Source organism: Paenibacillus sp. J22P59 (assembly GCF_059383895.1).
Genome location: NZ_JBXENX010000003.1, coordinates 20,575 through 35,274, shown reverse-complemented (window position 1 = coordinate 35,274; position 14,700 = coordinate 20,575). Strand labels below are relative to the sequence as shown.

The 14,700-nt window shown below is 46.3% G+C and carries 4 protein-coding genes; all 4 read right to left on the bottom strand.

All coding sequences use genetic code 11. The annotated features are described in order from the left end of the window. Positions 1 to 21: 21 nt before the first annotated feature. From AC50YO_RS05510 to AC50YO_RS05495, 4 genes are read right to left on the bottom strand one after another with little or no spacing between them, the layout of a single operon-like run. Positions 22 to 3,162, bottom strand: a complete 3,141-nt coding sequence (locus AC50YO_RS05510) for an amino acid adenylation domain-containing protein (protein ID WP_494844206.1) — start codon at positions 3,160 to 3,162, stop codon at positions 22 to 24. A 15-nt stretch (positions 3,163 to 3,177) separates the two neighbouring features. Further along, complete coding sequence (locus AC50YO_RS05505; protein ID WP_494844204.1) at positions 3,178 to 7,995, bottom strand: MupA/Atu3671 family FMN-dependent luciferase-like monooxygenase; 4,818 nt, start codon at positions 7,993 to 7,995, stop codon at positions 3,178 to 3,180. Positions 7,996 to 8,010: 15 nt separating this feature from the next. Then, a complete protein-coding gene (locus tag AC50YO_RS05500; RefSeq protein WP_494844202.1) occupies positions 8,011 to 9,966 on the bottom strand; it encodes a type I polyketide synthase in 1,956 nt (651 codons plus the stop codon). Further along, positions 9,963 to 14,693 carry a type I polyketide synthase gene (locus tag AC50YO_RS05495; RefSeq protein WP_494844199.1) on the bottom strand — a complete coding sequence of 1,577 codons (4,731 nt, stop codon included), beginning with the start codon at positions 14,691 to 14,693 and terminating at the stop codon, positions 9,963 to 9,965. The genes AC50YO_RS05500 and AC50YO_RS05495 overlap by 4 nt, the downstream gene beginning before the upstream one ends. Positions 14,694 to 14,700 lie beyond the last annotated feature (7 nt).

The window sequence follows — 14,700 nt, the reverse complement described above, 5'->3', positions numbered from 1 at the left end:
CCGCAAGTGCATTTTGCCAGCCTAAAAATTAAATTCGATTTCCTCCGTTAGGGCATCATCCAATTTCTCAAACATATGCTCGAGCTCGATGGACTGAATTTGTTGATTCGGATTGGCAATGATCTGTCTCAGTATCAATTGATAGTCCCTCGTAAATTGCTCCATCGTAGCCCGTCTGAACAATTCCGTACGATAAGACCATACGAATCGAATTTCACCTTCGTATTCTTCAGCTTCCACAGCAATGTCGTATTCGCACAAATCAATGGGAATGTCGAACCGGTTAAGCTGCAAGCCATCCATCTCTATTTCAAGCGACTCCATATTTTGCAAGGTGAACATCACCTCATACAAATGGCCGTTGACCTTTCCATCCTGCTTTAATCTCTCCATAAGATCATAAAACGGGAATTCCTGATGGTCGAAGGCTGCAATAGAATGACGCTTCACTTCTTCAAAAAACGTCGTTACTGTTTTTGTGTGTACAGGATAATGGCGAATAGCAATGGTGTTCACGAACATTCCGAGCATATGCTGAACGTCATTAATCGGCGGTCGGCCCGCAACGAATGAACCGACTATCGTATCTTCTTTGCCTGCATATTTGGACAGCAACAAATGGAATGCTCCTGTTAGAATCATGTATAAGGTCAGGTTCATGTCACTCGCAAGCTGCTGTATTCCCTGAGCTACATCCTGCTCCAGCGAAAAGATTACCTTATCCCCGGCATGTGTTGCCTGCTGCGGGCGTGAATAATCGGTCGGCAAATCCAAGGCCGGTATCGCTCCCGAGAACACCTCCACCCAATATTGCTCATTTTGCTGCGCATATTGCGCATCCCAATATTGTTTTTTCCATAGGGTAAAGTCTTTGTAATGAACCGAGAGTGGAGGCAAGCTTCCTCCTTCATATAGTTCTTTCAACTCTTTTACAAAAATAATGATAGAAATGCCATCAAAAATAGCATGATGCGCATCGAAAAATAAAAGATGCTTGTTCTCTGCCACGCTAATTAGCTTCATTCTCAGCAATGGAGCTTGTGTCAAATCAAATGGCAGTACCTGCTGTTTAAGAACTACCAGTATATCTGCTTCTTCGATTGCCTCTTCCTCAATTACAAGGCTGGCACTCGGATGAATCACTTGGACAAACTCACCGCTGGGGCGCAAATGAAAGGACGTTCTTAAGCTTTCATGCCTAGCAACGAGTGCTGCAATCGCTTGATGGAGCCGAGATTTATTCAGCTCTCCTTCGATGGACAAGGCACCTGGCATATTCCACGTCAAATCCTGTGGGTTGATTTGGTGAAGAATGAACATTCTTTTTTGTTCCGGGGACATTGGATATTCACTTTTTGCTGCTGCCTTTGTTAATGGAGGGATATCCTGACGCTCAGCTTGTTCGACGATGAGCGCTAATTCCTTGATCGTCGGATGATCGAAAATATGCTGGAGCGTCAGGTGAATGTTAAATTTCTTAACGATATTGGCTGCTAGCAAATTGACGGTTAGGGAGTTTCCCCCACGCTCAAAAAAGTGATCCTCAATACCAATGCTTGAGTCCCCGAATAGGTCTTGCCAAATCTCTACTAGCTGCGCTTCGACTTCATTCGTAGCGGGTACGAAGGAAGGGAGTGCCGATTCCATCTGCTCGAGCTGTGGCAGCGCTTGTCGATCAACTTTGCCATGTGCAGTCTTCGGCAAGGCATCCAGCTGCATCCAATGGGTTGGAACCATATAATCAGGCAATTTCTCGCCTAGCTCTGCCTTCAAGTGGGTCCAAGCTATCTCTTGATTTGCAACGAGATAGGCACATAAAACCTTTTGCCCAGAAGCATCCTCATGATCCTTCACGACAGCTTCTTTTACAGACGGAATTTGCAGCAGCTGCTGCTCGATTTCTTCAAGTTCAATACGGAATCCTCGAATTTTCACCTGATAGTCGATTCGTCCTAAATATTCAATGTTCCCATCCGGCAGAAGCTGTGCCAAATCGCCGGTACGGTACATGCTCTCCCCTTGCAGCAAGGGGTTCGGAACAAATTTCTGTGCGGTTTTGTCTGGATCATTGAAGTATCCTCTGGCTAAACCCGCTCCTGAGATACATAATTCCCCCGGCACTAAAGCAGGCTGAGCCTCATTCTGTTCATTGAAGATCCATGCAGTCGCATTCGTGATCGGCTGCCCAATTGGGATTCTCCCTGAGGAATAGGAAGCAAGATTGCCCAGCTTATAAAATAAGGAAATATCTGTACATTCCGTCGGCCCATATAGATTGCCTATTGTACAATTGCAATTCGGGCTTGCAAGCCAAGCCTCCAGCCGATGAATATTCATCGACTCTCCGCCAAGCAGCACATATTCCAAGCTGCTGAGCGGAGAATACTCCTGCTCAGCAGCCAGATCGATGACCGTATATAAAGCTTGAGGAACACAGTTAATCAAGGTAATGCGCCGTTCATGAATCGTATTTAATAATTTTCTGGCATCGTAATAGCCCGCAGAAGCCAATACCAATTGTGCCCCGCTCATTAATGGGCATAGAATGTTTTTTACAGACGCATCGAACCCGAAGGAAATCATCTGCAATACGTTGGACTGCTCATTAATTGAGAACTCTGCTTGATACCACTGGCATAAGTTCAGCAGCGACTTCCCTTCGACCATGACCCCTTTTGGCTTGCCTGTTGAGCCAGAGGTATAAATGATATAGGACAAATCCTCTACTGTAGAGATCGGTGTCAGATTGTCTATATGATCCGAATAGCTAGCTTCATCCTCAATATTAATAAGGTCGCCCGCAAAAGGAACTTTGCCGAGCAATTGAGCAGAGGCAAGTAAAATATGGGTTTGAGAGTCCCCCAGCATATACTGGATTCGCTCTTGCGGATAGGCAGGATCAAGCGGCAAATAAGCGCCGCCTGCCTTCAAAACCGCGATTACCGCAACAATCATTTCTAATGACCGATCGGTTAATATGCCTACAATGCTGTTCGCACGAACACCTTTTTGTCGCAGCGTGTGGGCTAATCGGTTCGACTTTTCATTTAATTCACGATAAGTCAACGTATGATGATCAATAACAACCGCGATACGATCCGGCGTTCTGGCTGCCTGCTGCTGAATATACACATATACGTTCTCCCCGACATTACACATCATTTCACCTTCTCATCGTTAAAAGTTAAAGCCTACTTCTTCCTCGAGCACATTATCCAATGTAGCGTAACCACCCTCTAGTTGTATGTCTTGCAGCCTAATCTCCTGATTATCAATAATCATCGTCAAAATATGCTTATAATCTCTCACTAGCCATTCGGCTATCGCATCACGGAATAACTTCGTACAATAATGCAGCTTGCAGGCGATATGATCATCAGCTTGCACGGCTTCTAGAGCAAGATCGAACTTGGATACATTCATCTCCAGCTCATACTGGGTAATTTGAATATCCTGAAGAATAAAAGCAGGCGTATCCATATTTTGCAGCGTGAAGAAGGTATCAATGACAGGGTTGCGGCTTAAATCGGTTGGCAGGTTTAATTGCTCAACCAACCGATCGAAAGGGTAATCCTGATGGTCATAAGCTTGCAATGCATTTTTCCTGACTTCACCTAAAAATTCAGCAAAGGTTAGCTCGCCAAGCGGTTGATTCCTCATCACGATTGTATTAACGAACATACCCAGCACTTGATTCAGCTCAGGATGCGGCCTGCCTGCAATCGGTGAACCGACCAATATATCATCTTGAACCGAGTACTTGGACAATAAGATATTGTAAGCAGCCAGCATTACCATATACAGCGTTGCGCCTGTTGTCCGGCTTAAGCTTAGCAAGCCGTCATAGATGGGCTGCTCGAGCTCAAATAATGCGTTCTTCCCTTCAAAGCTTTTTCGCTCCGGCCTTGGATAATCAGTTGGCATAGTCAAGGCTGGAAGCTCTCCTGAAAGTACGCTTAACCAATAATTCTCTTGCTCTTTCACTGCATCGCTTTCCAGGAAATCATTCTGCCAGACCGCAAAATCTTTATACTGAATGTTCAACGGCTCCAAGCTTACTCCCTCATACAACTGGATGAAATCACGGACAAAGATAGCAATCGAAGTGCCGTCCGAAATAATATGATGGATATCAAATACAAGAATATGGTTATAGACGCTCGTCCTCATTAACGCTGCCCTGAATAACGGAGCTTGGCTTAGATCGAAGGGACGAATATAGCGAATAATCGTTTCGTCAATTTCTTCCCGTGGACAATCGAATACATCCAATTCAAAAGCGATGTCTTCATTAACTTTCTGTACATAATAGCCATTCTCAACAGGGAATGAAGTTCTTAATATTTCATGTCTCTTCACAAGGAGCTGGAACGTTCTCTCGACCCGCTCCAAGCTGAGCTCTCCTTGGATCTCGATTGCGAACCGCTCGTTATAGCTAATTCCTGTTGCATCTGTAAGCTGCACGAGCGAAATTCTCTTTTGCGCCGAAGATAACGGGTAGTACTCTCTTTTCTCAACAGGCTCTATGCGCCAGTTCTCTTGCTTGTCTTGCCCGCGAATATAATCAGCCAATTGCTTGATCGTTGGGGTGTTGAAGGCTTCCCGAATCGGGACCTGGACCTGAAGCGCCTGCTGTATTCTAGTCAACAATATCGTTGCTGTTAAGGAATGCCCTCCAAGGTCGAAGAAATTATCATCCAGCCCTATATTTTCAATGCCAAGCACATCCGACCAGATCTGTCTGAGTGTCGTTTCAATTTCATCCCCTACACCCAGCTCAGGCTCTACTTGTTTGGGCTCAGGCATAACTGACCAATCTATCAGCCCGCTTGCCGTCATTGGCACTTCTTTCAACACAATGACAGCCGTGGACAGTCCGCTTGCGGGAAGAAGCTCATCCACATGCTCTTTCATCTTCGAAGGGTCTACATGCTTATCCGAGAGGATATACACGACAATCTGCCCTTGTTCATGGCGCCAGCGAAGAAATGCGTTCAGGATAGCAGGCTGCTCGAGCAATGCTTCTCTTAATTCATGGAGAAAAATACGATAGCCTCCGGCTTTGACCATGTCGTCCGTTGTTCCAAGCAATTGGATAGTGCCGTCAAAACGCACATGCCCGCGATCCCTCGTCGGCTCGGCTGCATCCGTCCTGCCCATATACAGCTCACCTAAGCCGCCGACAGGCACGCTCGTTTTTTCAGAATCAAGAACAACAGCATTCGTACTCGCTGGCAGCCTTAGCGGGTGATTCAGGCTCCACTCATAGATGATCCCTTCTGCAATCAAGTCTGACGTCCGGTACAGATTCAACCGCTTGGCGCTGCTTCTTGCACTCACTTGATTAGCATGGAACCGTGATAGTCTATTGCTGCTGTCTCCGCTCACGAGGAGCGTTTTTAGTGAGCCTAGCAACTGAGCAGACTGCTCGTCCTGCAGCATGCTCGCAAGCCTTAAGGATGAACTATGAAGCATCGTAATCGGCTGGTCATTAGTTGGCTTATCGTTTGCAGCCTTATCCAAAGGCTTGAATTGTCTTTGGAACTCCGCCAAATAAGTCAGGCTCTCCATAATTAATTCATCTTTTAATCCAAAATCAATTAAACAGCCAATTTCATTCACGCCTGCCTCATATAGTTTGCGTACAATTGCTTTGCAGCTCTCTGGCGTTCCGAACAACGCCGCTGTGCCCCAATACTTCTCGAACGCCATTTCTAGAAGACGATTCGTGTCATCATCAGTCATGCTGTCCATATTCAAATTCATATTGTCTGCTAAGTTTTTGAATAATCCGATGCTTGACTTCAAGTACTCGCAGAATGGCTCTTTAACTTCTCGCTTAACGGCCTCCACATCATTGCCCATATACGTATGCAGCATGACGCTGACCTTTCCTTTGTCAGGCGAGAAGTTATTTTCAGCTAGAGTTTGGCGATAAATCCGGATATTGTCGGCTAAGCGCTCAAGGTCTTGCCCGCCTAATAGATTGGTTAATAGGTTCGCGCCTATCTGCCCGGCTTCCCTGAAGGTCTGCTCGCTGCCTGCGGCCGTAACCCAAATAGCCAGCTCGTCTTGAACAGGCCTTGGGAAGGTGCTTACTTCAATCTTCTTGCCCAGACCATTGTCACGCAGGACGGATTCGCCCTTCCATAAGCGCTTGATCTCATCAATTTGCTCGAACATGAGCTTTTTTCTATCTTCATAGGCATGTGGTTGGAATACGAAATCATTCGCATGCCAGCCCGAGGCGAATGACAAGCCAATCCGGCCTCCCGACAGGTTATCGACTACAGACCATTCCTCTGCCACGCGCAGCGGGTCATGCAGCGGAGATACAACACTGCCCGAACGAAGTTGAATTTGATCGGTAATCATCGCAAGCCCGGCGGACAGCACCGCTGGGTTAGGGAATAAACCGCCAAATTCATGAAAATGCCTTTCAGGAAGCCAGACGGCATTGAAGCCCTCTCTGTCGGCAATCTTCGTTGTTTCTCTAATGAGCTTATATTTGTCATTTTTATTCCCATGATCATAGCTGGAGAAGAAAAACAAGCCGAAGTCCATCTCCGTTGGCTGATAAGGCTTCAAATATTGGTCCAGCCGTCCATCACGGGCTTCCGCTCCAGCGATGACCACCTTCATGCCTTGTGTTAATGGCCACAGCCATTCTATAAGAACTTCCTGCGTGTAATAAGGGGATAAAGACAAATAGGCTTCACCCGATTGAACGCTTGTGCTGCCGGTTATTTTTTCAAATAAACCGCTGATCTGCTCATGGCTGATCATTGTCCACTCCGCTCCATCCGTCCTTATAACACAGGCAATTAAAGATACATCTTCGTGATTAGTGGCAGAAGCAGGATTCGTGCAATCCTGAAGTTGAATCTCAGATTGGGCTTCATTCCAATAGACGACACTGCCGCCAGAGCTCGTTTCCTCCTGCCGCTGTGTCAGCAGAACTTGCAGCGATGGCCGAATCTCATCGTTATGCTTTCTGCCTGGCTCTAACGGAACATAAGATGCTCCTGCCTTCAGGATGCCTAGAGCAGCAATAAACGCTTGTTCATTATCAGTCATAGCAGCGCCTACTCGGTCGCCTGGCTTGATTCCATATCTGTATATCAAATAATGAGCGAGCTGATTCGCCTTCTCATTCAATTGTTTATAGGTAAGTGTCCGCTCCTCGAATTGAACAGCGATGCTGTCTGGTGTCTGTGCAGCTTGTTGCTCAATAGAGACATGAACCGGCATGGTCATGAAAGAGCCTTTCATCTGCTCCTGCTGCACAGGCTTGCCGTCGCTTCGGAATATATCCAATGAATGCAGCGGGGCATCCGGATTGCTTAACGCCATTTCTAAGAAGGAATGAATATGCTTGAATATCGCGCGTACCGTATCCTTCTGATAGAGATTAGCATTATAGTGGAGCCTTAGCTTTAATTGATTGGATTCTTTCTGGAAGGAGAAGACCGTATCAAAGCGCGTTTCGCCTGCAGGCAGCAAGCTATGAATAGGATGCAACAGAACGACCGTTTGAAAAGGATAGAGATGAGGGCCTGTCGCAATATCCATTCGCTCAGCCAATTTCGGAATTGAATAATTTTGATGCTCATTTGCTTCTGTAACGACTTTTTTGACTGCCCCAAGCAGCGATTTGAAATGCCCTCCAGGCTTCAGCTGCAATCTGAGCGGCAGCATTTCATTAAGCAGCTGTCCCTCTTCCCCTTGGTCAAAGACCGGCATGCCGACCGTTACCTCTTGCTCATTCGTATAACGGGCCAATATATATTGCGTAGCTGCAAGAAGGATAACGAATAACGAATAGTTTGATCCTTTGCTTATGGAGACTAATGCTGCATACAGCTCATCGGAGCATACAAAATCCTCTGCTTCACCCAGATAGCCTTGTATTTGTGGATTCTCACAATCAACAGGGAAGCTCTCTATATTCATCGGCCCTGTTAATTGCCCAAGCCAGTATTCTTCTTCTCCCATCCTCAAATCACACTCCTAAAATTCAAAATCCATTTCTTCTTCCTGAAGCATATTTTTCATCTTTTTAGTTTCCGGTATTTTCATCCAGCAGCGATACCTTTCGAACGCATAGACAGGCAGCCGAAGCCGCTTCCTTCTCTCTCCCTCGTACAATTGAGCCCAAGGGATCGTTGCGCCTTTCACGTATAGCTCGGATAGCTCACGCAATGCCTCCGCATCCATATCCCCAAGCGGGGCAGGCTGAACGGCCTTATTTTTCAGCTCATTGGAACGCTGATCATGTGAGCCGTAGAAAATTTGGCTTGCTTCATCTTGCCTAATGCCTTGAGCTGCGAGCTGGCTTATTTTCTGCTTCAGGTCTTGCAGATCATCGAATATAATAACGATTCGGAACGGGTAATGTCCTCTTCCGAATGCGGCGGTATAACAAAGATCACGCAAATTTATACGTTCCTTATTCGCCAGAAAAGCATCATAGCTTCGGACAAGCTCCTGCAAGGAGTCTTCGCTTTTAGCCGAGAGAGGAAGGATATGGACTTGCTTTGTATCAGCTATATCTTGCTCGGCCTCTTCTTGACTAGGTGTCTCCTCTAATACGACATGACCGTTTGTACCGCTAAAGCCGAAGGAGCTGATCCCGCATCTTCTTGCTTTGCCGTTCGGCTTCCATGTGTTTAATTGATCATTGACGTAGACGGGTGATTGCTCGAAGCGAATATTCCGATTAGGCTGCTCAAAATGCAGCGTTGGCGGCAGCTCTTGATTTTGCAAAGAAAGCACGCACTTTATAATTCCAGCAAGCCCTGCCGTACTGTCGGTATGGCCGATATTGGTTTTGACAGAGCCAATTGCACAAAACTGATGCTTGTTCGTATATTTCTTGAACGCTTTTTGAATGCCGTCAATTTCAATCGGATCGCCAAGCTGCGTGCCAGACCCCATCGCTTCAATATACGAGATCGTTTCCGGATCAACCTTGGCAGCTTCCCACGCCTTCGTGATCACATCTTCCTGCGCGCGTGCGCTTGGTGTCGTAATGCCCGTGGAACGCCCATCCTGATTAATCGCACTGCCTTTAATAATGGCATCAATATGATCGCCGTCTTGCAGCGCTTTGCTTAACGGCTTGATCAGAATGGCAGCAATTCCTTCGCTTAATATCGTCCCATCAGCGCTATCATCGAATGATTTGGTCCGATTATGCTGCGACTCAATTCCATATTTGATAAAGCCCTCGACCGGAAGCAGGAGCAGACGAATTCCGCCAACAAGCGCCTGATCGCAATCCCCGTTCTTAATTGACTGACAGGCTAGATGCAGAGCGACTAATGAGGAGCTGCAAGCTGTATCAATCAGCATGCTTGGACCGCTTAGATCAAGCAGCTGATGCAATCGCTTGGCAATGATGGCTGAAATATTGCCGGATACCGAAATTTCGAAGGAATCAGGCTCAACCTGCGAAACGAATTGCCCATACATCGGCCAGCCGCTATAGCCTAGGAATAAGCCCGTTCTGCTGCCTACAAGCTGATCGCCGCCATAACCGGCATCTTCAATCGTATTCCAAGCGGTTTGCAGAAACAGCCGATGGTTAGGGTCCATTAAGCTCGCTTCTTTGGGCGAAATATTGAAAAATTTATAGTCAAACTTATCAATCTCGTCCAAATAACCTCCCTCGCTGAAAGTAACCTGTTTATCTTTCATATAGGTATAAGGCAGGAAGGGCTCCACATCTTTTTTGCGAGATTCGGGGAATGGCGCAATAGAATCAACACCATCCCGCAAATTTGACCAGAACTGATCCAAGTTATTGGCGCTTGGCAATTTGAGATTCATCCCGATAATCGCGATATCTTCCATTTGCGAAGTGCGGTCTTCCATCTTTAGTTGCTTCAGCAGCTCTGTCCCTACAGCTTCATCTATTTTTCCTGATAAAATATGTTCAAAGATCAGTTGGGTCGTCTGTTTCATACCGGTACCCCCATGCTTTTATAGCTTGCTACAGCTTCCTCAATGGATATTCTTCCATATTTGAGATCATCAACGAGGCTGATGATATTCGTCTCCAAGCTCGCAGTTGAGACGCTCTTCTCGATAGGAATCGATACTGGAGCCTCCTGTACGTCTTGCGAAACGATAAAGCCTGCAATCTCCGTAATAGTCGTGTAAGTGAACAAATCAGCAACCGTTACTTTTCCAGGATAGGCTGCTTCTATCAAATGATGAACTCTTGTAATGAGAATCGAATCGCCGCCTATATCAAAAAATTGATCATCAGCATTCAATTCCTCGAAGCCTAGAACCTCCATCCAAATCGCTTCGATCCCTTTCTTCACCTGCTCAGGATCGCTCGCTTGGCCAGATGATGCGCTTGCCTGCGTTTTGGGCTTCACAGTTTGCTTCGCTTTCGCCTTCTGCTTGGCTTTCTCAATCTCGCTCATAATCGGAGCTGAGAATCGAATAGGAACATCCCATATCGCATGGCCCTGCATCGAACCATGGAAGTTGATTTCACCAATATTGACGTTCGTGACGTTTAATTGAAGCACTTGCTTGAACGCTTCGATTGCCTGAGCGGTACTGATTGCCTTGAGCACGGTATCGACATTCACGCCAAAATCTTTGGCCATGCCCGTTTCTTTCCATGCAGGCCAATTAATCGTTATGGTTTTTTTGCCAAGCTTATTTCTATAGGCAGAATACGAATCCAAATAATAATTCGCCGCCGTATAATCGCCCTGTCCAGGTAAGCCTACCAGTGTCGTATTAGAAGAGAATAGAATCATGAAATCGAGCTGATCTTCTCTCGTGTAATGATCAAGCAGCCATGTCCCCGCCACCTTTGGTGAGAGAACCTGCTGGAACACATGGGCATCCTTGCGAATAATAAAGCCATCACCAGGCAGCCCCGCGCTATGAATAATGCCTTGTATGGAGCCATATTGTTCTCGAATCGACTGCAAAGCTTCACGCAGCTGCTGTTCATTCGCTACATCGGCTTGTATATGCCGGACAGAGGAGCCTCCGCCTTCGATCTCCTGAATCAACTTCAATTGCTCGATTAATTTGCGATTGTCGGAATTGGCCAAGAGGGAACTCCACTTCTCCCGCTCTGGGAACGAAGAACGGCCCATTAGGACAAGAGATACCTTTCTCTCCGAAGCGATATATTTGGCCACTTCCAGCCCAATACCGCCTAAGCCGCCTGTAATCACATACACACCCTGCTCTTTAATGATAGGCTCTGCGGCAAGCTGATCCTGCTCTTCCATTAAAGCAAGCTGCTGAACGAAGCGCTGCCCGTCACGATAAGCTACACAATCGACATCCTCTTCCCCAGCAAACAGCTCGGACAATATATGCATGCTGCTCACTTTATTGTCAATATCCATACATTTGGCAGTTACCGTGGAATACTCTTGATTCACGACTTTGGATAGGCCAACCATCGTCGCACTTTCCGGTACAATAAAGCTCTCATTCCCGGTTACTTCATGCACATAAGGTGCAGCACATAATACGTTCAAGGCGCCCTTGAGATTAAGCTTGAAGAAGGCCTTCATGAAATAAAACAAACTATTCACGCCGCGAGTTTGGCTGGATTCCAGCTGCTCCAAGCTTGTAATTAACGCTTCGTTCATTGGCGAAGATAAATAAAGGACATGGGTTATCGTTTCTTGCTGGCTGATCTCGTGTAATAATTTCTCATAATCCTCTTCCGTTCCTTGAACGGTATAGGCAGTAGAGCCTACCTGAGCAAATGCCTCGCCGAATTGAACCTGCCATACTGTATTTTGCTGCTTCGCCAGCTCCTCAACGGTCCTTGTGGCAATCTCGCTGTGATCATGAAATACGAGAACCGCTGCCTGCTTGCTTCCTTGCTGACTTGCTAGCGCAGGAAGAGGAATCCATTCTGTTGTATGGAGCACATGGCCTTTGGATACCGATTGCAACGGCCTTTGCTGTGATTTTTTCAAGCCGTAATTTTCAATCTCGATTAACACCGCTCCATCTGTATCAACGATCGTAATATCATAAGTAATAATTTCAGATAATGGAGTAATCGGGTCATTAACTCGAACATAGCTGTACATCTGATGCTGCAAAGGACGGTATACTTTTATGCTTTGATAGGAGAATGGCAGGAATATCGATTTGTCTTCTTCGCCCAGCGCACTTCTAATCAGAGGCATCGTTGCCAGCGCATTGTCCAATAAAGCGGGATATAATACATAGTCAGGCAGCTCAGCCTGATATTCCTTCGGCATTTCAAGATAGGTGATCAAGGTATCGTCACCAATATACATCTGTTCGATGTTTCTCCATCTCGGCCCGAATTCAAAAGCGGATGTCTCGTTATACTCATCCATATTAGGCTCAATATATTGCTTGTTATTGCTGCGCTTGAGCTGTTCAATACTCAGCTTTGCCTTCGTTTCGCCTGTGAAACCAGCAATTTTGCCTTCCACATGCTTCACCCAAGACTCTGCTGGTGCTTCGCTATCAGATTTGAGGCGGCTAATGACATAGAATGAATACTTTTGCCGTTCCTGCTTCAATACAAGCTGAACCTCTCTGACCTCATCTTCACCTACGATCAGCGGGTAGAGGAACAAAACGTCCTGAAAATGCACCTGCTCGCCAAACTGGCTTTTGCAGGACTGCAAGACCATCTCCAAATAAGTCGTTCCAACCAACACACAATCGCCCATAATTTTGTGCTCGCTTAACACCCAATAATCTTGCACGCTAAGATTGGTTTCATAGATTTGTAAATCAAGCGAGTCTGTCAAGCGGTGGTCGAGCAAAGGACTAAGTCCCGCTTCTCTGACTATTTTCTTGTTCCCATTTGTTTTTGGCTCCAGCCAGCATCTCGTCTGCTCGAAGGGGTATAAAGGCAGGCTTAGCTTTCTTCTCCGCTGTCTTTGATAACGAAGCTTCCAATCGATCTCGAATCCGTGTACATACGAACGAGCCAGAGTCTCCGGCGTGAAATCAACAATAGACTCTGCTGATGGTTCCTGATCAGATATGGCATCCGGATCTATCACCATGCTATAGCCGTCTGCAATAATCCCCTTTTGCATTTTCTCCCAGTCGAATGCGGCCAAGTGATGCAGAATTTGCAGCAGCTCCGCTTGATTATTAAATATAAGGCAGACACGATAACGATGATGATCCCGCCCTGTGTTTGCTGTATAACAAAGATCAGCCAAATGAATGCTTTCATTGGATTGTACATAGGCAGCGTAGTCTTGTATGAACTGTTTTAGTGAATTTTTTGTTTTTGCGGACAAAGCTAGCATGTGGGTGGATGGTTCTTCTAGTTGAGAGGTTTTCTTCACCTCAGGCGCTTCTTCCAATACAATGTGGCAATTCGTACCGCTTATACCGAACGAACTTATGCCGCATCTCCTCGGATGTTGACTGGTCTCCCAATCGGCAGCCTTATCATTGATATAGATAGGTGAATTAATGAAATCAATTTTACGATTCGGTGAACTAAAATGCAGCGTAGGGGGGATTTTTTTATGTTTTAAAGCAAGTATGCATTTGATAAAGCCCGCAATTCCTGCGCTATTATCCAAATGTCCGATATTGGTTTTGACAGCCCCAATCGCACAGAAGTTTCTACGGTTGGTGTACCTGCTGAAGGCTCGTTGAATACCGTCAATCTCAATCGGATCACCAAGCTTCGTGCCAGTTCCATGCGCTTCGAGGTATCCTATCGTTTCGGGATTTATGCCAGCCGCTTCCCAAGCAGCGACCATAACATCCTCTTGTGCAGCTGCATTAGGTGCAGTTAAGCCGATGGAATTCCCATCATGATTCAATGCGCTTCCTTTGATCACTGCGTAGATATGATCATTATCTGCAACAGCCTGATTCAACGGCTTAAGCAGCACGGCAGCAACGCCTTCGCCTGTGCCGGTTCCATCTGAATCATCACTAAAGGTTTTGGCACGATGATCCGAGGATTCTACCCCAATGCTTGTCTCTCTGAATGGAAATAAATGAAGCTGAACGCCGCCAGCAATCGCTTGATCACACTCGCCATTCCTGATTGCTTGGCAAGCCAAATGAATCGAGGCAAGTGAGGAGGAGCAAGTCGTGTCTACCAGCAGACTAGGCCCATGAAAGTCCAGAATATAAGATAATCGGCTGGCGATGATCGGGCGAACATTGCCGGCTGTAGACATGGACAGGGAATCGGGATCAAGATCAGCAATCGCTCGCTTATAGTCGGAGTCGGCTCCGCATCCCACGTATACGCCTGTGCGACTGCCGACCAGCCTGCCCCCGCCATAGCCCGCATCCTCCAAAGCATTCCATGCTACTTGAAGGAATTGCCTTTGATTCGGATCCATCAGGCTTGCTTCCTTAGGTGATAAACGGAAAAACTGATAATCAAATTTATCAATTTCGTCCAAATAAGCGGCTTCGCCTAGCTGAACATCCTTGCCGCTCTTCCCCATAGCATTCAACCAACGCATTACGTCATTTTTACGCTGGGCTGGAAGAGGGCGAATGCAATCTTCGCCCTTTAGAAGAATATCCCAAAACTCATTCGTATGATTGGCATTAGCCAGTCTAGATGAAACACCGACAACAGCAATATGTGAAGCCGAATAATCGACGATATTCACTGTGCTTTTTCGATTCGATTTCTCTCGCTTCATGTCTTTGAAATCAAGCATAATCTAT